The sequence below is a fragment of the Chryseolinea serpens genome (assembly GCF_900129725.1).
GTDB classification, from domain to species: Bacteria; Bacteroidota; Bacteroidia; order Cytophagales; family Cyclobacteriaceae; genus Chryseolinea; species Chryseolinea serpens.
This window is the reverse complement of sequence record NZ_FQWQ01000001.1, coordinates 2,368,369-2,392,059: the sequence shown is the minus strand read 5'-3', so window position 1 is coordinate 2,392,059 and position 23,691 is coordinate 2,368,369. Positions and strand designations below refer to the sequence as shown.

Annotated in this window: 23 protein-coding genes and 1 pseudogene; 11 read left to right on the top strand and 13 right to left on the bottom strand. The window is 48.4% G+C overall.

Annotated elements, in window-relative coordinates; all coding sequences use genetic code 11:
* Positions 1 to 4: 4 nt before the first annotated feature.
* The 3 genes from BUB30_RS09455 to BUB30_RS09445 all read left to right on the top strand — a co-directional run bounded on the left by BUB30_RS09455 (position 5) and on the right by BUB30_RS09445 (position 3,574).
* Positions 5 to 1,546 carry a RagB/SusD family nutrient uptake outer membrane protein gene (locus BUB30_RS09455; RefSeq protein ID WP_073133077.1) on the top strand — a complete coding sequence of 514 codons (1,542 nt, stop codon included), beginning with the start codon at positions 5 to 7 and terminating at the stop codon, positions 1,544 to 1,546.
* 153 nt (positions 1,547 to 1,699) lie between these two features.
* Positions 1,700 to 2,854, top strand: a complete 1,155-nt coding sequence (locus BUB30_RS09450) for a geranylgeranyl reductase family protein (RefSeq protein ID WP_073133075.1) — start codon at positions 1,700 to 1,702, stop codon at positions 2,852 to 2,854.
* Between the two features lie 126 nt (positions 2,855 to 2,980).
* Positions 2,981 to 3,574: a hypothetical protein gene (locus BUB30_RS09445; protein WP_073133073.1), complete on the top strand. Its 594-nt coding sequence runs from the start codon at positions 2,981 to 2,983 to the stop codon at positions 3,572 to 3,574.
* Between the two features lie 33 nt (positions 3,575 to 3,607).
* On the opposite strand, the gene BUB30_RS09440 is transcribed toward BUB30_RS09445, so the two are convergent.
* Genes BUB30_RS09440 through BUB30_RS09430 form a run of 3 tightly spaced genes read right to left on the bottom strand, consistent with a single transcriptional unit; the run spans position 3,608 to position 4,936 of the window.
* A complete protein-coding gene (locus tag BUB30_RS09440; protein ID WP_073133071.1) occupies positions 3,608 to 3,985 on the bottom strand; it encodes an iron chaperone in 378 nt (125 codons plus the stop codon).
* A 1-nt stretch (position 3,986) separates the two neighbouring features.
* Entirely contained in the window at positions 3,987 to 4,505 is a 519-nt protein-coding gene (locus tag BUB30_RS09435) for a DUF4199 domain-containing protein (protein WP_073133070.1), read from the bottom strand.
* Positions 4,506 to 4,510: 5 nt separating this feature from the next.
* A complete protein-coding gene (locus BUB30_RS09430; protein WP_073133068.1) occupies positions 4,511 to 4,936 on the bottom strand; it encodes a VOC family protein in 426 nt (141 codons plus the stop codon).
* A gap of 109 nt (positions 4,937 to 5,045) precedes the next feature.
* Here BUB30_RS09430 and BUB30_RS09425 point away from each other — a divergent pair, with 109 nt between their 5' ends.
* Complete coding sequence (locus BUB30_RS09425; protein ID WP_073133066.1) at positions 5,046 to 6,020, top strand: GlxA family transcriptional regulator; 975 nt, start codon at positions 5,046 to 5,048, stop codon at positions 6,018 to 6,020.
* A gap of 67 nt (positions 6,021 to 6,087) precedes the next feature.
* On the opposite strand, the gene BUB30_RS09420 is transcribed toward BUB30_RS09425, so the two are convergent.
* A complete protein-coding gene (locus tag BUB30_RS09420; protein WP_143164835.1) occupies positions 6,088 to 6,588 on the bottom strand; it encodes a hypothetical protein in 501 nt (166 codons plus the stop codon).
* Positions 6,589 to 6,875: 287 nt separating this feature from the next.
* Here BUB30_RS09420 and BUB30_RS09415 point away from each other — a divergent pair, with 287 nt between their 5' ends.
* Both BUB30_RS09415 and BUB30_RS09410 read left to right on the top strand, forming a co-directional pair.
* Entirely contained in the window at positions 6,876 to 7,535 is a 660-nt protein-coding gene (locus BUB30_RS09415) for a cupin domain-containing protein (protein ID WP_073133062.1), read from the top strand.
* A 75-nt stretch (positions 7,536 to 7,610) separates the two neighbouring features.
* Entirely contained in the window at positions 7,611 to 8,297 is a 687-nt protein-coding gene (locus BUB30_RS09410) for an ArsR/SmtB family transcription factor (RefSeq protein ID WP_073133060.1), read from the top strand.
* Positions 8,298 to 8,337: 40 nt separating this feature from the next.
* Here the strand turns inward: BUB30_RS09410 and BUB30_RS09405 are convergent, their stop codons facing one another.
* A complete protein-coding gene (locus BUB30_RS09405; RefSeq protein WP_073133059.1) occupies positions 8,338 to 8,706 on the bottom strand; it encodes a VOC family protein in 369 nt (122 codons plus the stop codon).
* A gap of 182 nt (positions 8,707 to 8,888) precedes the next feature.
* Between BUB30_RS09405 and BUB30_RS09400 the strand changes: the two genes are divergently transcribed.
* Entirely contained in the window at positions 8,889 to 11,300 is a 2,412-nt protein-coding gene (locus BUB30_RS09400; RefSeq protein WP_073133056.1) for an ABC transporter permease, read from the top strand.
* Between the two features lie 171 nt (positions 11,301 to 11,471).
* Here the strand turns inward: BUB30_RS09400 and BUB30_RS09395 are convergent, their stop codons facing one another.
* On the bottom strand, positions 11,472 to 11,948 hold the full coding sequence (locus BUB30_RS09395) for a nuclear transport factor 2 family protein (protein ID WP_073133054.1): 477 nt from the start codon (positions 11,946 to 11,948) through the stop codon (positions 11,472 to 11,474).
* A 456-nt stretch (positions 11,949 to 12,404) separates the two neighbouring features.
* Between BUB30_RS09395 and BUB30_RS09390 the strand changes: the two genes are divergently transcribed.
* Positions 12,405 to 13,175 (top strand): alpha/beta hydrolase, encoded by a 771-nt coding sequence (locus BUB30_RS09390; protein ID WP_073133052.1) that lies wholly within the window; start codon positions 12,405 to 12,407, stop codon positions 13,173 to 13,175.
* Positions 13,176 to 13,262: 87 nt separating this feature from the next.
* Here BUB30_RS09390 and BUB30_RS09385 read toward each other — a convergent pair whose 3' ends face one another.
* The 5 genes and pseudogenes from BUB30_RS09385 to BUB30_RS09370 all read right to left on the bottom strand — a co-directional run bounded on the left by BUB30_RS09385 (position 13,263) and on the right by BUB30_RS09370 (position 18,621).
* Positions 13,263 to 15,668 carry an ABC transporter permease gene (locus BUB30_RS09385; protein ID WP_073135007.1) on the bottom strand — a complete coding sequence of 802 codons (2,406 nt, stop codon included), beginning with the start codon at positions 15,666 to 15,668 and terminating at the stop codon, positions 13,263 to 13,265.
* 48 nt (positions 15,669 to 15,716) lie between these two features.
* Positions 15,717 to 15,884: pseudogene (locus BUB30_RS35950) on the bottom strand (permease prefix domain 2-containing transporter); the annotation flags it as partial.
* A 16-nt stretch (positions 15,885 to 15,900) separates the two neighbouring features.
* Positions 15,901 to 16,233, bottom strand: a complete 333-nt coding sequence (locus BUB30_RS09380) for a PadR family transcriptional regulator (protein ID WP_073133050.1) — start codon at positions 16,231 to 16,233, stop codon at positions 15,901 to 15,903.
* Positions 16,234 to 16,497: 264 nt separating this feature from the next.
* Positions 16,498 to 17,391, bottom strand: a complete 894-nt coding sequence (locus tag BUB30_RS09375) for an EamA family transporter (protein ID WP_073133049.1) — start codon at positions 17,389 to 17,391, stop codon at positions 16,498 to 16,500.
* 300 nt (positions 17,392 to 17,691) lie between these two features.
* Entirely contained in the window at positions 17,692 to 18,621 is a 930-nt protein-coding gene (locus BUB30_RS09370) for a DUF6624 domain-containing protein (RefSeq protein WP_073133048.1), read from the bottom strand.
* Between the two features lie 153 nt (positions 18,622 to 18,774).
* Here BUB30_RS09370 and BUB30_RS09365 point away from each other — a divergent pair, with 153 nt between their 5' ends.
* The gene (locus tag BUB30_RS09365) at positions 18,775 to 19,296 is read left to right on the top strand and encodes a dihydrofolate reductase family protein (protein ID WP_073133046.1); all 522 of its coding nucleotides are present in this window, start codon (positions 18,775 to 18,777) and stop codon (positions 19,294 to 19,296) included.
* Positions 19,297 to 19,432: 136 nt separating this feature from the next.
* Here the strand turns inward: BUB30_RS09365 and BUB30_RS09360 are convergent, their stop codons facing one another.
* Both BUB30_RS09360 and BUB30_RS09355 read right to left on the bottom strand, forming a co-directional pair.
* The gene (locus BUB30_RS09360) at positions 19,433 to 20,326 is read right to left on the bottom strand and encodes a carboxylesterase family protein (RefSeq protein ID WP_073133044.1); all 894 of its coding nucleotides are present in this window, start codon (positions 20,324 to 20,326) and stop codon (positions 19,433 to 19,435) included.
* A gap of 344 nt (positions 20,327 to 20,670) precedes the next feature.
* On the bottom strand, positions 20,671 to 21,555 hold the full coding sequence (locus BUB30_RS09355) for a carboxylesterase family protein (RefSeq protein WP_073133042.1): 885 nt from the start codon (positions 21,553 to 21,555) through the stop codon (positions 20,671 to 20,673).
* 458 nt (positions 21,556 to 22,013) lie between these two features.
* Here BUB30_RS09355 and BUB30_RS09350 point away from each other — a divergent pair, with 458 nt between their 5' ends.
* Entirely contained in the window at positions 22,014 to 22,520 is a 507-nt protein-coding gene (locus BUB30_RS09350) for a hypothetical protein (protein ID WP_073133040.1), read from the top strand.
* Between the two features lie 196 nt (positions 22,521 to 22,716).
* Complete coding sequence (locus BUB30_RS09345) at positions 22,717 to 23,622, top strand: NmrA/HSCARG family protein (RefSeq protein ID WP_073133038.1); 906 nt, start codon at positions 22,717 to 22,719, stop codon at positions 23,620 to 23,622.
* The last annotated feature ends 69 nt before the right edge of the window (positions 23,623 to 23,691 follow it).

The following is a 23,691-nucleotide window of genomic DNA, read 5'->3' as shown; positions in this document are numbered from 1 at the left end:
ACCTATGAAAAAAATATTTTGTGTAGCGGCCATAACAACCTTGTTGATGGCCACCGGTTGCGATCTGGATGTGGTGCCGCAGGGTACTCCGACAACGGGAACTTTTTGGAAGACCGAGGCGGATGCCATCGCCGGCATCAATGCGGCTTACGCCGAATTTTCGAACGATGATATGTATGGTCGCGGGTTTTTCTGGCTCAGCAACGCCAGCAACGATATCGGCACCAAACCGCGTGCCTTTTCCGAGAACGTGAAAGCCTTTAAGATCACCGGAAACGAAAGCGAAGTAAAGAGCATCTGGAGACTTCACTACCTCACCATGAAACGATGCAACGATGTGATCCGCAATGTGCCGAAGATCGAGATGAGCGAATCGCTAAAGAACAGGATCCTGGGCGAAGCGCACTTCCTCCATGCCGTCATGCACCTGGAATTGGCCTACCACTATGGCGATGACCGGAAGGGTATTCCCATCATTGACCGGGTAGATTTTGAAAATGCCTATGTTCCTCGTCCGGCAAACGTTAAGGTTAACTATGATTACATCATTGAAGACCTCAAAACAGCTGCAGATCTGCTTCCTTATTTCGACGAGTACACTCAATCCGAAAAAGGTCGTCCTCATAAAACGGCTGCCTGGGCCTACATCGCCAGGACAGCGCTCTATGCAAAAGACTGGGCCACGGCCGAACTGTATGCCGGCAAAGTGATCAGCAGCGGAAAACATTCGCTGTTGCCAAACTTTGCCGACGTCTTTAAGATCGCGAACAACTTCTCTCCGGAATACATCTGGTCCGTTACCTCCAGTGCGAAAGACACGGGTCTGGGCTCGATCTTTCCCGGTGTTCTCCTGGAAGACAAAGGCTGGGGCCAGTACAACGGCTGGGGCGTGTTTTATCCTACGCAAGACCTCTACGAAGAATTTGAGACGGACGATGAAAGAAGAGAAGCGACGATCCTCAAGACCGGCGACGTGTTCAAGTATTTCGGAGCCGATGCCACGTTCAACCAGGGAGCCTATGTCGTAAGTTCCAGTAACCGGACCGGTCTTCAGTTCAGAAAATTCATGGAGCCTTACGGTTATCCGAAAGTGGGCGGTTCGGTAGACATCAACTATGTCAACACCAACGCCGACAAACCGACAACGGCCCTCAACGTGCCGCTGTTGCGCTATGCCGATGTGCTGCTCATGATGGCGGAAGCAAAACTGATGCAAGGCAAAAATGCCGACAGCGAGCTCAACCAGGTGCGCGAACGCGCAGGATTAGGAGACCTCGCCGGCGCGACCATGACGGACCTCAAACATGAAAGACGCTGCGAGCTGGCAGGCGAGTGGACCGACCACCACTTCGACCTCGTGCGCTGGGGCGATGCCGAAGCGACGTATGCAAAACCGCTCTATCATGCGTACGCATTGGATAACGGACAGCCGAAGCAAATCTATGCCGGCCGCGTATTCAATCCCGCCGTACACCACGTGTGGCCGATCCCTCCGGATGAAATTGCCGTGAGCAAAGGAACCCTGACTCAAAATGAAGGTTGGTAGATTTTTATAGGATGGGAACAGCCGGTATGCCCGAAAGGGATACCGGTTTTTTTATTTCTGCCAATACCCGCGCAGCCGCAGATCCCGGCCAGTTTTATTTTCTTTAAATAATTGGTCGCCAATGACTAAATTTCATTTGGAATCCGGTTTTTTATGGTTGACACTGGCACGAAAGCGTTTGACGTGATCATTTGCGGCGCAGGCCCTGCGGGGAGCACGTGTGCCCTGGCGCTGGCCGATTCAGGTTTACGCGTTGCCGTTCTTGAAAAAAGCAGTTTTCCCCGCGACAAGACTTGTGGCGATGCCGTGGCGGCCTATGTGCCCAAAGTGCTGGCAACCATCGACAGTGCGTTGGTCCGCAGCCTGGAGGATTTTACAGAGAAGGTCAATGTGAATACCTGCCGCCTGGTCGCACCCAATCAAAAAGCTTTCGACCTTCACTTTAGCCAAACTGGATTTATTTCCAGAAGGATGGATTGGGACAATTTTCTTTTTGAAAAGGCCGTGGCGAAAAGCAACACCACCTTTTTTTTAAACCATACCATAAGCGATGTAACGATCACTAGCGATGGCGTGACGGTCATGGCCGGCAACACCGAATTTAAAGGCAAAATGGTGATCGGCTGTGATGGTGCGCATTCTGTACTGAACAGAAAAGTGACCGGCACCAGACCTGATCCGGCGCATCATTGTGGTGCGGTTCGTGCGTATTACAGCAACGTGTCCGGTATCCCGGACAATACCTTTGAGATCCACCTCGTGAAAGATCTTCTGCCGGGATACTTCTGGATCTTTCCCGTGAAAAATAACCTGGCGAATGTAGGCCTGGGCGTTTTGTCGTCTGTGGTCTCGAAACGAAGGATGGATTTGCGCGCCTCCCTTCAAAGGGTTGTTGAAGAAATCCCATACGTTAGCGACCGTTTTAAAAATGCAGAACGGATCGGGAAGATCGAAGGATTTGGTCTGCCGCTGGGATCCCGTAAGGTTCCCATGAGTGGCGATCGTTTTATGCTGTGCGGAGATGCAGCGTCACTAATTGACCCTTTGTCCGGGGAAGGCATTGGCCAGGCTATTGTGTCCGGACGTTATGCGGGCTGGCATGCAAAAAAATGTTTTGAGGAAAATAATTTTTCCGCGAGCCACATGAAGCAGTATGACGCCCAGGTGTATCAGAAATTCTGGTCGCGGCATCGTAAAAACCACATCATCCAGCGACTGATGAACAGCGAATGGCTCCTGAATGGTGTTTTTAACGCGGCACTGAAAAGCAGCATGATCAGGAATGTTGTATCCAAAAGTTTTACGTGACCTTTGTGTGAGACGATGTTTTTAATTTTTTTACGTGAGATCAAATAACGGAGCCACTTGAGAATAGGAATACCCAACTTCATACCCCTTTTCGGATACCTTTTTTCTGGAGCGACAAGCATATTCATGACGACGTTGTTTTTTGACAAAGTTGGTACGGCGACAGTAGGGGCAACTATCTTCTTTGTGCTATTTATCCTTTTATGTTATGCGATGTTCGGGATGATGAGTTACCGGTTCAAGGTCATCATCATGACGGGCAAGGAACTCATTGTCATTAAGCCATTCAGACTTCAATACAAGCGTTTCAAATTTGATAGTATTAAAAGTCTGAAATGGGACTTATGGGAGATCCATCGGATGCCCGACTTTCGTAAGCTGAACATTTTGACAACTTCGGGTGATCGGTTGAATATTTCCGACCTGGAGTTCGTTAACTATGACAATCTGGAAAAATGGCTTATCGAAAACACAAACGTAGAACTAAACTTAGACTGGAAACGGAATGTCGAAGTAAGACAAGCGAGATACAACCGATGGATCAACCTGGTGACCATCGTGATCATGTTTTTCTTTTTCTTTCTTTTTTCGACAGGTCACAGGGGGAACAACGCTACCCTGGCCATCCGAATTGCAATAGTTATAGTTACTTGGCGATTGCTCGTGCAGCTGATTCGTTATCAAAAACGGATAGCGACCTCCGGGCGAAAGAAGAGGTAGCCCCGGAGGTCAGCGGCCAAACTGCAACCTGTCCTATTTCGGGGTTTGAACTTTAGAGCCGCTTCGGAATTTAGCCATTTCAGCTATCAATTTTGTGGGCACAGGTTTTTGATAGGGAAACTTGATGGCGCTTTTGGAAACTTCGAACGCCGACAATTCATCTTTGTATTTTTCAAAAACAGTGAAAGGCGGAGGGCATGAAAGTGAATAGTGGTTGGCATAGGCCGAGTAATAAAAGATCCAAACGCCATTGCGCTTAAATGCCGGTATTTGATAACTAATCAACTCTTCAGCATCGGGAACGGCCTTCTGAATGGTTTTCTGAACCAGGCGAAGAATTTTCTGCACTTCTGCCGGAAAGCTGGAGATATAGTCCTCTACGGTCTCGAATTTATTTTTCGCGGTTGCCATTTCATGTATTGAGTAACGTTTTTGGTTTTTTTGACCTGTCCGCCGAAGCTTTAGTGAAGGCGGACTTCAGGAAAAGTGAAATGACAGCAGAATAAACCAGCCCAAAGAGGATGGACCCAAAAATGCCCTGGATAATGAAACTTGAAAGCGTGAACTGTTTTACGGCATCGGCTTCGCTCATTTGATGTGATGTGACCACGAACCGGATGGAGTTGTCAAAAAAGTCCGGGGAGATCATGTTCGTAAATACGGGATAAGCCGGGCCGCCAATCGTGACAAACACGGTAAGAACAAGTCCACTCATGAACGCCTGCTTATACGAGATCTGACCACCATAATACTTCAATTTTTTTTCCCGCATCGACAGCGCGTAGAGGGTCACGGAAGGAATAATGATCAGGGTGTTGAAGATGACTCCACCCGCCAGGTTGGCGTCATGAAAGCCCAAGCCTTTTCCAAGTAGCGACCACACCATCGTCAGGATGACATGAACCACGGCCCATTTCAATTCTGTTTTCATAGGCTTTATTTTTGATTGGCTTTAAAGTTTATCATCCATTGAATTCCGAAGGGATCTTTGCAAATACCGAAGAGGTCGCTCCAGAATTCCTTGCCCAAAGGCATGATCACCTCGCCACGCTCCGACAGCGCGTCAAAAATCCGCGTCGCTTCGGTTTCTGAATCCACCGTGATGCTGATGCTAAAATTGTCGCCGGCCGAGATTTTTTGATTCATCGAATCCAGTACATCGGTCGCCATCAAAACACTGTCGCCAACGGGCAACGACACGTGGAGAATTTTTGTCTTGTCTGCCGGGGACATTTTTTCTCCGCCGGGCATGTCAGCAAATCGCATAAGGCTGGTGAAGTCTCTCTTGAATACTTTTTTGTAAAAGGTGAATACTTCCTCGGTATTCCCATTGAAATTCAGGTAAGGGTCTAATCGCATCATTTTTCGTTGTTTTTTGAAACAAAACTATGTCTTTAATGCCCGAATCAATATGGATATTTCGACATTTTGAGGGGGCTATTGCGACATCCAATATGACTATCTTAGCGCCATGAAAACAATTGCCATCGTGATCGCAGAAAATGCCGTAGCCTCCAGCATCACGGACACGTTGAGGCTTTTTGACAAGGCCAATGAACTCCTCCTGGCGAGTGGTCGAAAAAAAATGTTCGATCTAAGTCTCGTGGCGTTCACAAAAGAAATATTTGTCGGCAGCAAGAATCTGTTCTTTAAAGCAGACAAAACGCTCGATGAGATGGTGCATGCCGACCTGATCATTATCCCAGCCCTCCTGGGAGACGTCATAAAATCAACGCAGCAAAACAGGCACTATTTTCCCTGGCTGATAAAGCAATACAAGCAGGGGACGGAGATCGCGAGCTATTGTGTTGGCGCATTCATTCTGGCCGCGACGGGGCTGTTGAAGGGAAAAAAATGCGCGACGCATTGGATGTATTCAAATGAATTTACGTTTTACTATCCGGATGTTACGTTGGTAGATGACAAGATCATCACGGAACAAAACGGCATTTACACCAGCGGAGGAGGCACATCCTATTGGAACCTGCTGTTGTTTCTGCTGGAAAAATATACCGACAGGGAAATCGTGATTGCCATTACGAAGTTTTTCTTACTGGACATTCAGCGCACCAGCCAGGCGTCGTTTATGATGTTCAGAGGCCAGAAAGGACATGGCGACAAACTGATCGAGGCCGTGCAGGAATACATCGAGAATAACTTTCAGGAGAAATTTAATGTCACGGACATCGCCTCAAAATTTTCCATCGTCCGGCGAACGCTGGAGCGCAGGTTTAAGAATGCAACCAAGAATTCCATTGTGGAGTATATTCAGCGCATAAAAGTTGAGGCAGCAAAGAAGGAGTTGGAACTGGGACGGAAGACGGTCAATGAGATCATGTGGGAGATTGGCTATTCTGATATGAAGACTTTCAGGGATCTCTTTCTGAAAACAACAGCTTTGACGCCGGTGGAGTATCGGAACAGGTACAACAAAAATGCATCGTGATGCAAACCAGAGGGATCAAGAATACTCGGTCGGGGTGCAGGCAGTTTGGTAGGAGCAGTTTTGTTTTTTATTCTTCAATTAAATGACTTATATCCCTGGAGGCATAGAAATATCCTAAGCCGTTCCCTTCGCCACCTAATGACTCTGAATTGGCAATTGTGATTTTTAGTTTTTTAAATAAATAACTGCCTTCTTCTAATTCTATCTTCTCGTTGTCAATTTTGACTAGCCTGCTTACGCAATCATCAAGATCTTGTTCAAAGTTTAATTCAACGCTGCCGACCATAATCGAAGCGCCCCAGTGGAACTCTATTGCTTCTAATTTGTCGTCTTCGTCATAATTCAAAAAAAAGTAATTGTTGCCGCCTCCATAGTTCTCGTATATATCCCGTTTTTGTTTAATGTTTTTGCTTTCATCGCCATCCCAGTACTGCGCGAGCTCAATAATTCTGTCGTCCGCCTTGTGTTTGAGATTTAAATTTTCCCTGATAACGTTTCTTGCGTCAGTCCAGGCGAATAAAATAGAATTCATTTTGAATCCTGTATTTGGGATGTACTCAATAGTCATTTCTCTTTGTTCGCTAATTGGTAGTTTTCTTGATCGAAGAAGCCCATGTTAAGCGTTTGTGAATTCCCAAGCTTTGCATGAGTCTGGAATACAACGGTGGGGGTAGCCTGTTATTTTAAACTAAGATGATCATCATTAGAAATATTTCAAAGTGTGGGTCAATGTTTTCAGTCAGGTTCCGGACCCCTCGTAAAGAACAGGCGCTCGCGGGCTGTGATTCCATACTTAAGCGATCACTGAACTATTGTAAGGATGTCGATCCTACCTTTGTTTAAAAGCCTCTGACAATGAAAAAATGCCTTTCGTCTTGGTTGATTTTGTATTTTTTATTTTCGATCCCTACAGCTCGTGCCCAAATCCCCGTCGGGAAAGATCCCTTCCATAAAATTGTATTCGAAAACAAATTTGTGCGCGTGCTCGACCTGGTGGTCAGCGGCCCGGACACCACCAAAACGCATGTTCATAGCGCTGCGTCCGTGGTGGTGTTTCTGACAAAGTCATTCGTGGCCATTCAAGCCCCTGGTGGCCCACCGGTCGTCACGAAGGTTGACAATGGGACTGTGGTATACCGGCCGTACGACGAAACACCGGCCACGCACAAAGTCTGGAGCCAGGATGGTTCAACCATGCGGTGTATGGTGATAGAGATACGGCCAGGCTCAGCAAGAAGCGATAGCAAGCCGGTATCTGCATCCAACGCGAACTTGCTGTCCAATCAGAAGTTGGCAAATGTATACGACCTGAAAATCTCACCAGCCGACACGTTCTCGCTCGGACCATCGTCCTGTCCTTATTTTTTATTAAATGTTTCCGGACCCGTGGAGGCATCGTTATCGGGGAGGAAATTTTTGCTGAAGGAGAGCGAATTTGTTTTCATTCCGGCGCAATCGCAGGTCACCCTGCGTGCGTCAGAGGACAACAAATGCATCTTAATTCAACTAAAATAAAAATCAGAAAATGTCATTATACGTTTTTTGAAAACAGGCCCGTATCGGTTGGGTCTGTTTGATTAAATTGACGATATGGAAAAAGTAAGCCACTTTAGCACCATCGCCTTGCTCATCGGAGAGCCCGCGCGTGCTACGATGCTCTGGAAGATCCTGGATGGACGCATGCATACGGCCACTGAACTTGCCATCGCCGCCGACCTGTCCGCTCAAAACGCCAGCATGCACCTGGGTAAACTTGTGAAAGCGGGGCTTCTCTCGGTCATCAAACGCGGCAGACTCAAGTATTATCAATTCGCCAACCCGAACGTGGCCTATGTCATGGAGGCGATTGCCAACCTGGTGCCGAAAGACAACCTGGTGCCGCCGGATGACATGTCCGACAGCGGCCGGATCAAGTACTGCCGCACATGCTACGACCATCTCGCCGGCAAAGTAGGCGTTGCCATCACAGACAAACTTGTATCCCTGAAGATCATCGAAGCAAGCGGCCAGGACTTCGCCATTACAAACAGTGGAATGAAGTGGTTCGATCGCCTGGATATCTCCATACCGGAACTCCGGCAGAGTAAGCGTGCCCTTGCCCGCAAATGCCTGGACTGGAGCGAAAAACGTCCGCACATCTCCGGTGCCGTGGGGGCCGCCTTGGCGAATAAGCTCTTTGATTTGAAATGGCTGCAGCGGGTGAAGAGTTCCAGGATCGTTTCCGTCACACCGCTTGGTCAGAAGAAAATTTATGACCTGTTTGGCCTTATGGTGTAACGATCGTTCGCGCTGCGCCATTTTTGAACAACCAACTCGGTTATTTCCGCTGACGAAGCTCAATCCGATTGCCGTCAGGATCAAGCGCTGCAATCCGCACGCCAAATGGATAATCTTCCGTCGCAGGCTGAATAAATTTGACACCTTTAGAGCGCAAGGCTTCAAAGTCTTTTCTCAGATCAGCAGACTCGATGAACATGGACCCGAGATTTAAATCCTTGGAGGCGCCGTCAGCGGTCCCTTTCCAAAGCATTAGTTCAACATCCTGCCCAGGATAGCCCAACGTTAGAAACCGACCTTCAGGACCAGGATAGTCCACGCGCTTTTCAAAGCCGAGATTTGTGTAAAAGTCAAGCGCTTTGTCCTGGTCTGTGACGTGCTGCACGAAGTACATGATTTTGATGAACATAAATTATATTTTTTAATGGTTATTGTCACAGCAATGCTTGGAAGGCGGGGAATTGGACAGGAACAGAAATAATTTGTTGTTGGCTTAGCCGGGAATTTGAACGCCGGCTTAAATATTTGCGCACAGGCCCTGTAACTATTGACCGGATCACGAGTTTCCTACCAGGACCAGCCTAACTACCCATGATCAGAAGTTATCTTACCATCGCCTGGAGAAATCTTGTTAAGAACAAAGGATACGCCCTGATCAACATTGGCGGCCTTGCCACCGGTATGGCGGTGGCCATCCTCATCGGACTCTATATCGTTGATGAGCTGTCTTGGAACAAGAATTTCAAGCACTACGACCGCATCGCCCGGGTTCTTGTTAATGTTAACGGCGAGAATTCCTCAGGGTGGTACCAACAGTGGGGTACCGCAACGCCACTTGCTCCGGAAATCCGGGCAACCTATGGCAGCGACTTTGATCATGTGCTCCTTTCGTCACAGGGGATGACGGCCATCTTATCTTCAGGCGATACAAAAGTCAGTCAGGACGGTTACTATTTTGAACCCGGCGTAGCCGACATGCTATCGTTCGAGATGATTCGCGGTTCGCGTGACGGGCTTCGTAATCCGGAATCCATCATGCTGTCAGAATCTGCAGCAAAGTCTCTTTTTGGAAGCGACGACGTGCTGAACAAAACCGTCAGGATGGATGGGCAGACCGACCTGATCGTAACCGGTGTCTACAGGGACATCCCGGCCCATGCAGATTTCAATGACATGCGCTTTGTCCTGCCCTGGCAACTGGCCGTTCAAAAGAATTTCAACAATAACAACGGCAACCAATGGGATCACAACGGTTTCATCACCTGGGTGCAGATAACAGACAAGACCGACATGGCGACAGCAACAAGCCGCATCAAGGACGTTATGCTCAAACGCGTCGACACCGAGTTCGCCAAAAGCAAGCCGCAGCTCTATCTTCATCCCATGAGCCGGTGGCGGCTCTATTCGGATTTCGAGAGTCCCGGATACGCTAGTGGCCGCATCCGCTTTGTCCGGCTCTACGGCATCATCGGATGCTTTGTGCTGATGCTGGCGTGTATAAACTTCATGAACCTCGCCACGGCACGGTCCGAAAAACGGGCAAAAGAGGTTGGCATTCGCAAGTCCATCGGCTCGGCCCGGAAACAGTTGGTCAGTCAGTTTTTCAGCGAGTCATTGTTGGTCACGTTGCTGGCGTTTTGTTTCACGCTGGTGTTGTCGCAGCTCGCGCTTCCTTTGTTCAACACGGTCGCGGAAAAACAAATGCAGATCCCGTGGAACAGCGCAACGTTCTGGCTGGCGGGGCTGACCTTTGTTGCCTTTACAGGACTGTGTGCCGGCAGTTATCCGGCGCTATACCTTTCTTCATTTCAACCCGCGAAGGTGCTGAAGGGAACTTCCGGATCATCGCGTTCGGGGGCCCTGCCCAGAAAGGTGCTCGTGGTGTTGCAGTTTTCCGTCTCCATTACGTTGGTCATTGGTGTGATCGTTGTGTTTCGCCAAATCGAGTTTGGAAAGAGTCGGTCGCTGGGATACAACCAGGAGGGTCTCATCTACTCGAGCACGCCCACGCGCGAGATCCATAACCATTACGACGCCCTTCGGCACGAACTGCTGGGTTCGGGGGTTGTCGTTAGCATGGCCGAATCCGTAAATACACCGACGAACGTCGGCTTCCACATCGGGGGATATGAATGGGAAGGAGCCAGTCCCGGCGAAGGCGGTTTCGGCACCGCCTGGGTATCGCCGGATTTTGGCAAGACGATGGGCTGGAATTTCGTCGAGGGACGCGACTTCTCCCACGAATTTGCCAGCGACTCGAATGCCATGATCCTGAACGAATCGGCCGTAAAATTTATGCACCTGAAAAACCCGGTTGGCCAAACGGTAAAGTCCACCATCTTTGATAAAACAACCTCGTACACCGTGATCGGCGTCATCCGTGACATGCTGCAAGAGTCGCCGTTCGAGCCCGTGGGCAAAACCATCTACATGTTTGACAAGGGAATGTGGAGCAAGAACGGTGGCACGTTGGTGAATCTCCGGATCAACCCGGCCGTGAACACGCGTGAGGCACTCAACGAGATTGAACGCGCCTGGAAGAAATACGATCCTTCGAGCCCGTTCGAGTATACGTTTGTCGATGCCGACTATGCCCGGAAGTTCAGAGAAGAAGAGAGGATCGGTAAACTGGCATTTGCTTTTGCGGCCATTGCCATTGTGATCAGCTGCCTCGGCATTTTGGGACTTGCCTCCTACATGGCTGAACAGCGAACACGCGAGATCGGCATCCGGAAAGTATTGGGTGCGACAGTAGCCAATCTCTGGGCGATGCTTTCGAAAGATTTTGTCGTGCTTGTGCTGATCTCGTCCGCGATCGCTATTCCGGTTGCATGGTATTTCATGAACAACTGGCTGCAGAATTATAGTTACCGGACAAATCTATCCTGGTATATTTTCGCGGCTGCCGGGATGGGTTCGTTGATCATCACGCTGCTGACCGTTAGCTACCAGGCCATCAAAGCAGCGATTGCAAATCCGGTGCGGAGTCTGAGATCTGAATAAGGGTTGATCTATACCTTGAAGTGGGATTTTCACCGCAGAGACGCAAAGGACGCAAAGTTAAAATGCAGAGAAACCTTTGCGTTAACTTTGCGTCCTTTGCGTTTTCTTTGCTCGCTGAAGTTTTAACGAAGGTGAGGCGGTTTAACCTTGATTCGCGCCCGGAGCACTAAATCAATGCAGGCTGATTACCCGCGTTATTCTCCATTTGTTGTTCTCTCTTTTCCAGATGTGAACAAATTTTGAATAATGAAGTTGCTGCGGGACATCCTTGCCATTATAAAATCCATGCAGGCCCATTTCAACGGCTCCATAGCCCTTGATCGGATATACTTCAAGGCTGCCGGGCTTCAAGGCTCGTTTCACTTTTCCACAGATATTCGCTTTAAGGGCTTCGTTCAATTTTTGCTTTGACGTCATCAAGCCGCCCTGGTCATGATAAAATTCAAGATCTTCGCTGATGACCTCCTCCATAACGTCGAGTTTACAGTTATTATAAGCATCCTCCCATCGGGCGTCCATCGCGGCAATGCTGTCGTATAGCGACATGGGTTCGGGCTCCAGGTGTGTATTAACGGGTCGGGTCGTAAAACCCATAAAGATGAGTAGAGTGAGTGCGGATAGAGAAAGAAAGATGGAAATGTTCTTCATGGCGGATGTTTAGCATCGGTTGAGTCAACTTCTATGCCAACGCAAATTCAGTGTAGTTCATGATGATCTGCCTGCGTGAACGTTCACAAATGAACAGGGGAGTGTTCAGTTATTTGATTAAGACAAACAAATCTCATATGATTTTTGTAGTCCCAACGGGCAGGATGTGCGTACCCGCTAAAACAACTTTACGGCTGCAGGTCGGCGAGGGGTGGCTGAAATCCGGGCGTGAAAAATTGAACCGAACACGTTTCCGATGGGTGTTAAACTGAGATCGGCTCGTAATAAGTCGAAGATGTGCTCAAGAGTTAAGATGATTTATTAACTTCAGGTAGGAATCCCGTTTTTAACTTGACGCCTCATGGCTATGCCGATCCATCCCGCTGTTAGCGATATCGATGCAATAACTCAGCCGACAACGCAAGAACTGTCATCAACTTAAACCCCCCAATACCTATGTCAAAATCAAAAACAATCGTACTCATTCACGGAAATTTCGTGAACAACACCAGCTGGACAGAGTGGAAACAGTACTATGAGCAAAAAGGCTATAAAGTGTATTCACCTGCAAACCCGGGACACGAGGGCGACCCCGCTGCGCTGCGGGCAAAAGTTCATCCTGACCTTACGAAAACAGGGTTTATCGATGTGGTGAATAACATTGATAAACTTATAAGCACCCTACCGGAAAAGCCATTGATTATTGGTCACTCGATGGCAGGAATGGCAACGTTGAAATTGGTAGAAATGGGAAGAGCAGCCGCTGGAGTAAGCATTGATGGAGCCCCGCCGAAAAATGTCTTCCCTCCATTTCAAACGCTGAAGACGGTGTTGCCGGCGTTTGGATTTTTTTCTTTTGATAAATATTTTATGGGTAGTCGCAAATGGTACGATTATTCATTTTTCAATACGCTACCGGAAGCAGAGAAGAAGAAAGCCTTTGAGAAAATCGCGGTACCCGAAAGCTACAAGGTTAGTCGTCAGTTGGTGTTAAATTCTTTTTCGAATATAGATTTTAAGAAACCGCATGCACCGATTTTATTTATCGGTGGCGGTAGCGACCATATTTTTCCGCCCAATCTTACACAAACCATTGCCGGAAGCTATAAGGATGCCAATAGCAGGGTGGATATAAAAATATTTGAAGGCAAGAGCCATTTCATTTGTGGGGAACCGGGTTGGGAAAAGGTTGCCGATTATATTTTAGATTGGTACGAGAATAAATAATACTGTACGCAACAAGGGCGCATGGCTATTTCTGGAGTCATGAGAGGATTGGGTTATCCGTGGGCCCTTGTTGAAACCGTCATAAAATTACTCTTCTCTTAGGCCACGCAACACACTAGCCCTTGCGGCTTTCAATGTCTTCAACGCTACAGCCGACCACGAGACAACCAGCGCGATGATGGCAGCGAGTGCAAAATACCACCAGGCAAGATCAATTCTCTCCGCAAATCCAGACAGCCATTCCTTGGCAAGGAAGAAGCTAATGGGTAACCCGATCGGTATGGCGACCAACACCGGGACGGTGAATTCGCGCGACAAGACCCGAACAACATCAGCCGATGTCGAGCCGAATACCTTTCGGATGCTGATCTCCTTCATCCGCCGGTCTGCGGCAAAGGCAGCGAGCCCGAAAAGCCCCAGGCATGAAATGATGATCGCGACAACCGAAAGATATTTTGAGAGTGACGCCATGGAAGTTTCCGGCGCATACAGGGCAAGATAATCATCGTCCATGAACGTTGCATCAAAGCTGTAGCCTGGCAAAAAGGTGGAGTATACTTTCTGTATTTCGGCAATCGCTTTTTGTTCCTGCCCGGGACGAATTTTAACCATGATCGTGCGTCCGGTAGGATCGCACCGGAAGATCAGGGGCTGCACCGCATCACGAAGAGAGCCGTAATGAAAATCGCGGACAACGCCAACGATCTCGCTCCCGCCATTCATATCGATCTTTTTGCCCACCGGATCCCGAAGCCCCATGAGCTTGACGGCCGACTCATTCAGAATGATCTTCGAATAGTCGTCATGATGCTCCTTCGCGAAGGTGCGGCCTTCGCGCATTTCAATCCCCAAGGTTTCTATGAAATCGAATCCCACCACGGGCGATTGAAATTCATAGGCTCGCTCGCTATCCAGGCCGCTCCAGGTGATGCCACTCTGTCCGGGAATATTATCCAGGATATTACCGAGCAGGTTGGTGGCATGAAGAACGGAAGGCAGTCCCCTGACCTGGGACATGAACGAATCGAAGTTCTGATTGTTCTTTCCTTCCCTAAGTCCATTCCAATTATTGTACAGCTCTCCTTTCCAGGGAAAGCTGATGATATTATACCGGTTATACCCCAGGTCTTTCTTCTGGGTGAATTCAATTTGCCGATGGATCACTTGTATGGCGACGAGGAATATCACGACGAGCGCAAATTGAAAGACAACGAGACTCCTCCTGAAGGTCCATTGACCACGGGATTCCGCCAGTCTTCCCTTCAGCACGGCCACTGGCTTGAAGCGGGAGAGATGGATCGCGGGATATGCCCCTGCGATGATCGCCGTTAACAAAACGACACCTCCGAATCCGATGATGTGCACGGGCTCTACCTTCAATAAGAGATCCCGGTCCAGGAAATCATTGAGGCGCGGCGTGATGAGCACCACCAGGATCAAGGCAACAACGGCCGATATAAGCGTCATGACCAGGGACTCGACAAAAAAACGATGGACCATAAGCCACTGACTCGCACCCATGGTTTTCTTTACACCGATCTCTTTCATTCTTAAAGACCCCTCGGCGGTAGACAGATTAATGAAGTTGACACAAGCCACCAACAGGATGAACAACCCCAGCACCGAAAATAATCTGACGTTGTCGATACGCCCACCCGATGGTGTACCGTTGACATAATTGCCGTGAAGATAGCGTGAACCATAGGGCTGGCTGAACAACGAAAATTTATCGAGACCCGGGTCTTTCGATTTCAGAAACCCTTTCAGCTTCTTATCAAATTGAGCAACATCGGCGCCTTCCTTTAGTAAGACAAAGGTCTGGGCATAGTCGCCCGTCCACTTTGCAGCATAACGGTCATGATCGAGCAGGACTTCCATGCTGATCAGGAAGTCAAACTTCGCCGACGAAGCCGCAGGAAGGTTCTCAAAGACTCCGGAAACGAGGAATGTGCCTTCGAACAAAGGATGCTTCCAGTAAATGCTTTTGCCGATGGCATTGCGGCTATCCGGAAAGAGCTTCCGGGCTACCTCTTCTGAAATGACAATACTATTCTTGTCGGTGAGCACGCGGTTCTCGTTGCCCTGCAGCAACCGGAAAGAAAATACTTTGAAAAAATCGGGACCGGCATGCCAGCCGGTTCCCTGAATACTGACGTCTCCCGCTGATAAAATTCCATCCCGCGTTTCCCAGGAGAAGAAGTTATTGGTGGAAACGGCGCGCTCCACTTCGGGAAACTCCGCCACCAGTGCAGCCGCCAGCGGCACCGGTGTGATATCAAGCGTGAGGGTATTTTGAGATTGAAGGTTGTTCATCACCTGATAAAGGCGTGAACCATGCTTGTGAAATTGATCAACCGCTAGCTCACACTGGACCCAAAGCCCGATCAGCAGCACGCACATGAGCCCGCTCGAAAGACCGATCACATTGATGGCAAACGTAGTTTTGTGACGGGCAAAACTTCTGAAGGATACCGTTAGATTGTGTTTTAGCATAGCGGCAATGTTTTGGTTTGGACGGAAGAGTTCAGAGCTCCTGATGAGACCGGGCCGGCACAGGAGAAGGATGTCCCGCATCAGCAATAGATGCGCGCGACGACGCCCCATGTTTTCGGCCCGGCGATAATAAAGCTGGATCAGATCCCCTTCGATATCGGGGAGATATTCAGGCTTGCAGAACCACCTGAGGAGTTTCAGTGGAAAGCCCGGCACGGATGTGTTCTCTTTCTTATTCAAGCTTGAAGGTCAGTTGAGGTAAAGCACTCCAAAGTTCATCGCGCGTGTTGCGGGTATGCAAAAGCGCCCGCTTTCCGCTGGCCGTCAACGTAAAGTACAGCTTCGGGCGGCCGCCGCGGTTCTTTTCCGTGCCACCCAATTTTGACTTCAAATGACCTTTGCTTTCGAGTCGCCGAAGGGTGACCTGAAGCGCGCCAACGCTAACCTCGCGTTTCAGGCGATTCTCTATTTCGTCTTTAATGGTGACGCCGTAGGCATCGCCGTCGAGTATCCCCACCGTCAGAAGGACAATTTCCTCAAATTCTCCGAGCTGATATTTCTTCATGGCATAGTGTTGCGGTACACGATACTACAAATATTTTCGGACAATTACTACTTTGTAGTAATATTTTGGATTCAAGATCGGTCAGGATTTTGGGAGAGCATTCGTTTCATTAGTGGATGGTGAAACCTCGAACGGTTTTCGGTTCGCCATTTCGGGTCACTAAAAACCACTGTCTGAAAAACAGAAATGCCACCGAACACAGGGGTTGGTGGCATGAATGCTGAAGGTGCCCCAGCCGGTTCAATGGGGTGGTCTAAAGCACGATTATTTCTGTTTCTCAGGTTTTAGTTTGTAGTAATTCATGGTAGATATCGCAGCGAGCATGATGACGATCCCGATGGCCTGCAACAAACTCACGCGCTCATTCAATACCAGGCCTGCACAAAGAACCGCCACAGGAAGCTCCACCGTCATCAAAATAGCGCTAACACCCGCGCCGATCTTCGGGATGCCGGCAGCAAACAATGCCGTTGGAATCGTTGTGCCCACGACGGCAAAGAACATGGCCCAAAGGAGGAACACGCCGTCAAAATGATTGTCCCAAAGGATGGTCTTGCTGTTGATCAAAAAAATGGTGCACGCTGAACCAACCATGATCAGCGTACTTTTTGATTGCCATCGCCCGCCGTTATCGGCCCGGCCGTTCGCAACGATGTAGGAGGCATACGTCAGCGAAGAGAGTAGTGCCAGTACAATACCTTTTAGAGAGAACGAATATTTGGGCCCGGAAAAAATGTCTCCGGCGATAACCGTGCCCAAGAGGATAAAGATCACCGTCACCAGTTCGATACGGGACGGCCGCTTTTTAAAAATAAGCCATTCCAGTAACAGGCTGAACCACGTGAACTGCATGAGGATCACGATGGACAGTGAAGCCGAACTATAGTTTACGGACTGGTAATAAAGGAAATTGGTCAGCCCAATTAAGCTTCCCGTGAGCAACAAGGAAAGAAGCACTTTTCGGGTTCGTGGCGCTGTATTGTTTTTTCTTGTAACGAACGCGCAGATCCCGAGTAAGAGTGCTGCCAGGGCAGCCTGGGTAAAGGATATTTCAGCGGCGTTATAACCCCGGGAGTACGACAGCTTTACAAAAGAGGACATGGTACCATACAGGATTGCGCCAAGAAGTACCATGACGATATAGGTCATATTTTTCATTATTAAGATTGTTTAAGGGATGAATAAAAAATACCTGTGCAGGCTAAACAACCTTAAATACTAATATCAAAGCGATAGCAATCGAGTCCCTGAGAATGCGGGACCAGGATAGTAGTGAGAATCCGGTATTCAGCCTTTTAAGCTACCGGGGGAGGAGTATTTGAGGAAAAAAGACGATACATGATGTGGGTTCTTATTTTTAGACACGACAATTTAGGAAAAAAATCATGTCTACATCTAATGCCAAGCAAGAAAACTTCAATCGCTAGTCGCCCCGATAAGAGGCCTGTTGACCGCTCTTTATTTCAAATGATTTTGATAGCGCAGTAGTCTCTCTTTACTTTCTGCCAGGTATTTTTCTATCGGCACCAAACCAAATACCTTGCGTCGTATGCCCAGGTTGGGCTCGTCTTCCACGGGCCTGGCCTTTAGATCAAACGCGCCATTTTCCTGGGTCGTTTCGAACTGGGTTCCGAATAATTGTGGTTTGCCGGCGTTGATGCGGGTCCTGTCAATAATATACGCGTAAGACGGAGCATCTACTTTCTGTGCATAAAATGCATCGTGGATATAGTTGAGGCATTGGAGCTGAAAACGCTTGTCGTTATCCGAATGTTGGGCGATGAGAAATGCCGCATTCATCCCATCGTAACCCACCATGTCCCAACCCGGCCAGCCATGCTCCTGGATGACCTGTCGGAGAAATCGCTGGTTCTTTTTGTCGAGGCCTCGTTGTTTTTTGTAGTTCGCGTCTGCTCCGCGAAAACGTTGATCTTGTTCACGGGCGGTTACTAAACGTGCACGGAGCGTACTGTCCATGGCCGAGTGATTGACATAGTTCGCCGTATTGCTTTGAAGCAACTCCGCGACGCCTTCCATTGCCTTATGGCTTTGCATTTTTTTGAGCACGCCCTTTTCTTCCCAGTAGTTCAGCTGGCCCATGTCGTGAAAATGAAACCCGTTTTTCAAAGCCTTTCTCATAAAAATGGCCGCGCTATCGATCTTATCTTCCTTGAACAGCGCGTAGCCAAAAAAAAATTCATCCTCGACGGTCACCCATTCGGGCTCGGAAACACAAACGCGCAAAGACGGGATTGCCGCGTGATAGTTGCCGGTAGACCTCAGCGAATCGGCTTTAACCTTATTTGAAAAATAGATCTGATGATGCTGTGCAACACCGGTCGCCAGGCTGAAATTGAAAAGGAGGACAATGCAGGCTAACTTTCTCATGTTTTATTTACTTGTCTGGCAATTAACAAATAAGATGGTGATGACGCAATAAACCCTGCCAAAGTCGCAGACACCCTCACGAACATTGATATCGGCGTCTTAAATTTGCTTGAACAAAAAAAATAATTTTACTGATTAAAACTCCTAAGACATATGCGAAAATTAAAAGTACAAATGAATATTTCACTTGACAACGTATGGGACAGAGGAATGTCAAATTTTAGCTTGGACAATCTTAAAGACGTGGACTGCATTTTACATGGACGAAAGACCGGGGAAGGGTTCATTCCCTATTGGACCGACGTAGCAAACAATTCAAACGACAGCGAACATAAACTCGGGAAACGCTTCTCGGAAATCCCAAATGTTGTTTTTTCAAATACGCTTACAGTCAGCAAATGGGAGAATACAACGCTTATAAAAGGTGATCTTCAACAGGAGATAAAAGTGTTGAAAAACAAGGAAGGCAAGGAGATCATGGTTTATGGCGGCGATTCATTTGTGTCATCGTTAATCGAACACGACCTGGTCGACGAGCTCTATTTACTTATAAACCCAGCAGCGATTGGAAATGGACAACAGACCTTCAATCCCTTAAAAAAGGATGTAAAGTTGAAGCTTGTGAAATGTAGTCCTTTCGAGTCTGGTACAGTTTTACTGTATTATACCCGATAAAGACAAACGAAACGCCGGGCCGTTAGGTGCGACCGGTCCGAAAATGAAAAACCCAAACGACGCCACGTGGTGACTTCATTTGGGTTCGTTCAATGATTTCTTTTAAGGTTACAAAACCCTTGGTTCCCTCATCACGCTAGTGTTTCACCTTGGTGTATTGATACATCCAGGTATAGATGTCCATCGAGAAGGGATCGAAAGCGGGATCTTCAAAACCCACACCCGTACCGGTATAGGTCATTTCCCCACATAAATGGCCCACCCCAGGGTATAAGGTCAGCTTTGCGCGGACCTGGGGGTTCAAGGCGTTGATGGCCGACACCAGTTGCATCGGAAATTCCGGGGAAGCGACCTCGTCTGCCTCGCCATGGAACATCCACAACGGCACTCTAGCGGTGCGCTGGGTGAACAAGTCGTTCATTACTCCGGCTGCACCCATCGGTACGGCGGCGGCAAGCTGGTTGTCGTCGAATGAGTTCAATTGATCGAGCGTGGCGTTGCCACCCATGCTGATGCCCGTGAGGTAAATACGCGTAGTGTCGATGCGATACGTTTCGCTAACGAAGCGGATGAACGCACGAACGTGTTCGCGATCCCACCATCCCTCGTGACACTGTGGCGAAATGACGACCATGGGGTGCGAAGGCGCCCAGTGCTTTTCGGCAATCATTCGTGATGGACCGTACGTCAACACTTTGTCGAGGTCCGTTGGTGTCGACTGGCTGTTGCCCACTTCGCCGGAGCCATGCAAATAGATCAGCAGCGGATATCTCGTGGTGTCGGTGGCATAACCTTCTGGCGTGTATACCCAATACCCGAACGGTGCGGCGTCGGTACCCAGTGGCATGGGCGTTTGTGTGCCCTTATCGTCGGTTACAGGAAGTGTGTCGTCTCCGGGGATTTTCGTTGTGTCGCCCGGTGTGTCTGGATTGGACGAATCTGGATTGGGGTTTACCGGCTGCACGGGTTCCTTAGAGCATCCCAAAGCGATCAGTCCAATGGTCAACATAATGAAGAAATTTTTTTTCATACGGATGGTCAATTAGGGACATTAATCTAACGGGGAGCTGCAAACCGTATACCGGCGTGTACGTCGTCAGTGGAGGGTAAGGGTGGCCACTAAATCTGGCTGAAAATGGCCTTTTACAGGTAGCCTGGGTAAGAAACTACACGGTCCCGCAATACGCAGTGCGTAAAAAAGCCCGAAGGACACACAAAATATTCCACAATTCCCCAGTCGTGATGGTGAGTTCTTCGATCGTTGTCACGGTCCGAAATAGAAAAACCCAGGTGAGGCCACACCGTGACTTCACCTGGGTTTATGTCAATCATTTTCTTTTTAAGATTTACCAGACCTTTGGCTTTCTGATCACGCTAGTGTTTTGTGTATTGATACATCCACGTATAGATGTCCATCGAGAAAGGATCGAACGCGGGATTTTCATGGCCCATACCTGAACCGGTATAGGTCATTTCCCCGCATAAATGGCCCACCCCAGGGTATAAGGTCAGCTTTGCGCGGACCGTGGGGTTCAAGGCGTTGATGGCGGACACCAGTTGCATCGGAAACTCCGGGGAAGCGCCCTCGTCTGCCTCGCCATGGAACATCCATAAAGGCACCTTGGCGGCGCGTTGGGTAAACAAATCGTTCATGACGCCGGAAGCACCAATCGGTATGGCGGCGGCAATCTGGTTGTTGTCGAACGAGTTCAATTGATCGAGCGTACCGTTGGCACCCATGCTGATGCCGGTGAGGTAAATGCGTGTGGTATCGATGCGATAGGTTGTGCTGATGAAACGAATGAACGCACGAACGTGTTCGCGATCCCACCATCCTTCGTGACACTGTGGCGAAACCACGACCATGGAGTGCGAAGGCGCCCAGTGCTTTTCGGCAATCAATTTTGAAGGACCGTACGTCAACACTTTGTTGAGATCGGTTGGCGTCGTCTGACTGTTACCGGCTTCGCCGGAGCCATGCAAATAGATCAGCAGCGGGTATTTCAATGTATGAGTTGCATAACCTTCGGGCGTGTACACCCAGTAGCCAAACGGTGCAGCGTCAGTACCAAGCGGCATCGGCGTTTGTGTGCCTTTATCATCGGTTGTTGGAAGTTTCGTGGTGTCTCCGGGCGTTTTCGTAGTGTCGCCCGGCGTGTTTGGATGGGACGGGTTGGGATTTACGGGCTGTACGGGATCTTTAGAGCATCCCAAAGCGATCAGCCCAATCGTCAACAAAATGAAGAGATTCTTTTTCATGGTGCAGGTCAATTAGGGTCATCAATCTAACGGGGACCAGCAAACAACATACCGCCGAACACGTCGCCGGGGGAGAATAGGCGACCTACTAAATATAGCTAAAAAAAGCCTTTTTCGGATAGCGTGGGTAAAAAACTACACGGTCCCGCCAAGGGTAGTGCGGAAAAAAGGCCGAATGGGACTAAATATCCACAATATCCCCAACGCGGACTTTGGGATTTTCCAGTGCATTTTCCACAATGGACAACTTTTCTTTTTGCCGACCACAGATCATGCACTTCCATCACACATTTCCAAGATCTACCTCAACCTCGGGAAAGCAGAAGATCACCGGGTTATGCGTGATCGTCAAATCTCATTGTCGACGGTTACCGCCGATAGAAAATATATTTTATCTTGGTGAATACTCGCCAAGGCTATAACAAAATGCGGGTGCATTTGACAAAACAATAATTTCAATGACAAAAAAAGATCTCTTCGTCCTGCTGATAAAAATATTTGGACTTTATTCTGCGGTGATCTCCTTGTTTTCAGTCTTGCCCAACAACATCATGTTTGCTTTCAATAGCGTAGACCTGATTTCGATCGTCTGGGTGGTGGTCTCCATCGCTGTTGTCTTGGGGATTTTTCTTATTCTTATTTTCAAGGCTAATAAGATTGTTGAATTGCTGAAACTTGATAGCGGATTCGAAGAAGAGAGGATTGATCTCGGAAATTTAAAATCCACGGATATCATTAAGATTGGAACATTTGTCATCGGCGGGTTTTTGATTATTGATAACGTTCCTGGCTTTTTAAGTCACACCTTCTGGTCATTCAAAAAAGAGGTTACTGGAATGGAGTTTACCGTGAGGGATAAATTCGATTGGGCCGTTAGTGGATTGAATTTTTTAATGGGATACTTACTAATGACCAACTATGCGTTTGTTGCCAAACTATTCAAAGAGAAGAATGGTATAGCGTGAAAACCGGCTTCCTTAAGATCCGTGGTTGTCCACGACACATTTTTTCATAAGCTATGATACGTACAACAATGCTCATCCGGGATTCGCATCTTATAGCACGATATGCATGCCTGGCATTTTTTTATTTATTATCATTTGTCATCGTCCGCGTTTACCTCGGCTGGTAGTTTTGTGTCTCAAACAAAAGATTTGAGATATGACAGACGACAATAGAAAAGTGATCGCCGTAATTGGCGCTACAGGCCAGCAAGGCGGTGCTGTAGTGCGTGCCCTACAGGCCAGTAGCGAATTTAAAGTGCGTGCTTTAACACGCAACCCAAGCAAACACTGGGCGATTGCCCAGGAAGTAGTGGAAGCAGATCTGAACAGGCCTGATACACTTAATGCTGCCTTTCAGGGAGCATATGGTGTTTTCCTGGTTACCAATTTCTGGGAAAAAGGAACCGATGAAGAGAAGCAGGCAACAGCTGCTGTACGTGCTGCCCGGGATGCCGGTGTTAAACATTTCATTTGGTCAACATTGCCGGATGTGGAATCAATCAGCAAGGGTCGGTTCCATGTCCCCCATTTTACCGGTAAGGCGAAAGTCGATCAAATCATTAAGGAGGCCGGATTTGATTATCACACCTTCGTTATAGCCCCATTTTTCTACCAGAATTTTATGGGTCCGCTCGCACCCCAAAAACAGGAAAACGGAAGGGATGGCTGGGCACTTCCGATGGATCCAACAGTACGTGGCATTCACCTTGGTGATATCACAGAGCTTGGTAAAATCGTGGCGGGTGTATTTACAAAACCAACTGAAGCGGGCAATGGTGCGTACCTGCCCCTAGTGGGCGACCTAATGAGCTTTAACGAAATCGTGGATACACTCAATCGACAGGGACACGCATTTTCATTCACGCAGGTGCCGACGGAAATTTTTGTTGCGCTCTTTGAAGGGGCCGACGAGATAGCCGCAACATTCAGTTATTTCCAGGCACATACTTACCTGGGCTCAGATGCATCCAAAGAGATCGCACTGGCAAACAGGATAGCTGGTTCATCGATGACCACTTTTGCAGATTGGGCTCTGGTGAATTTGCCGGCACAAGGAAAATAAAGAGTCGAAAGCGCATTCAAATCAACGCCGGTTAGGGAGATCGGTTCCCTAACCGGTTTGCCGTTCATA

Bases quoted from the DNA above. Each gene is read 5' to 3' on its own strand.
- BUB30_RS09455 (WP_073133077.1), top strand. From the start codon at position 5: ATGAAAAAAATATTTTGTGTAGCGGCCATAACAACCTTGTTGATGGCC.
- BUB30_RS09450 (WP_073133075.1), top strand. From the start codon at position 1,700: ATGGTTGACACTGGCACGAAAGCGTTTGACGTGATCATTTGCGGCGCA.
- BUB30_RS09445 (WP_073133073.1), top strand. From the start codon at position 2,981: ATGACGACGTTGTTTTTTGACAAAGTTGGTACGGCGACAGTAGGGGCA.
- BUB30_RS09440 (WP_073133071.1), bottom strand. From the start codon at position 3,985: ATGGCAACCGCGAAAAATAAATTCGAGACCGTAGAGGACTATATCTCC.
- BUB30_RS09435 (WP_073133070.1), bottom strand. From the start codon at position 4,505: ATGAAAACAGAATTGAAATGGGCCGTGGTTCATGTCATCCTGACGATG.
- BUB30_RS09430 (WP_073133068.1), bottom strand. From the start codon at position 4,936: ATGATGCGATTAGACCCTTACCTGAATTTCAATGGGAATACCGAGGAA.
- BUB30_RS09425 (WP_073133066.1), top strand. From the start codon at position 5,046: ATGAAAACAATTGCCATCGTGATCGCAGAAAATGCCGTAGCCTCCAGC.
- BUB30_RS09420 (WP_143164835.1), bottom strand. From the start codon at position 6,588: ATGACTATTGAGTACATCCCAAATACAGGATTCAAAATGAATTCTATT.
- BUB30_RS09415 (WP_073133062.1), top strand. From the start codon at position 6,876: ATGAAAAAATGCCTTTCGTCTTGGTTGATTTTGTATTTTTTATTTTCG.
- BUB30_RS09410 (WP_073133060.1), top strand. From the start codon at position 7,611: ATGGAAAAAGTAAGCCACTTTAGCACCATCGCCTTGCTCATCGGAGAG.
- BUB30_RS09405 (WP_073133059.1), bottom strand. From the start codon at position 8,706: ATGTTCATCAAAATCATGTACTTCGTGCAGCACGTCACAGACCAGGAC.
- BUB30_RS09400 (WP_073133056.1), top strand. From the start codon at position 8,889: ATGATCAGAAGTTATCTTACCATCGCCTGGAGAAATCTTGTTAAGAAC.
- BUB30_RS09395 (WP_073133054.1), bottom strand. From the start codon at position 11,948: ATGAAGAACATTTCCATCTTTCTTTCTCTATCCGCACTCACTCTACTC.
- BUB30_RS09390 (WP_073133052.1), top strand. From the start codon at position 12,405: ATGTCAAAATCAAAAACAATCGTACTCATTCACGGAAATTTCGTGAAC.
- BUB30_RS09385 (WP_073135007.1), bottom strand. From the start codon at position 15,668: ATGCTAAAACACAATCTAACGGTATCCTTCAGAAGTTTTGCCCGTCAC.
- BUB30_RS09380 (WP_073133050.1), bottom strand. From the start codon at position 16,233: ATGAAGAAATATCAGCTCGGAGAATTTGAGGAAATTGTCCTTCTGACG.
- BUB30_RS09375 (WP_073133049.1), bottom strand. From the start codon at position 17,391: ATGAAAAATATGACCTATATCGTCATGGTACTTCTTGGCGCAATCCTG.
- BUB30_RS09370 (WP_073133048.1), bottom strand. From the start codon at position 18,621: ATGAGAAAGTTAGCCTGCATTGTCCTCCTTTTCAATTTCAGCCTGGCG.
- BUB30_RS09365 (WP_073133046.1), top strand. From the start codon at position 18,775: ATGCGAAAATTAAAAGTACAAATGAATATTTCACTTGACAACGTATGG.
- BUB30_RS09360 (WP_073133044.1), bottom strand. From the start codon at position 20,326: ATGAAAAAAAATTTCTTCATTATGTTGACCATTGGACTGATCGCTTTG.
- BUB30_RS09355 (WP_073133042.1), bottom strand. From the start codon at position 21,555: ATGAAAAAGAATCTCTTCATTTTGTTGACGATTGGGCTGATCGCTTTG.
- BUB30_RS09350 (WP_073133040.1), top strand. From the start codon at position 22,014: ATGACAAAAAAAGATCTCTTCGTCCTGCTGATAAAAATATTTGGACTT.
- BUB30_RS09345 (WP_073133038.1), top strand. From the start codon at position 22,717: ATGACAGACGACAATAGAAAAGTGATCGCCGTAATTGGCGCTACAGGC.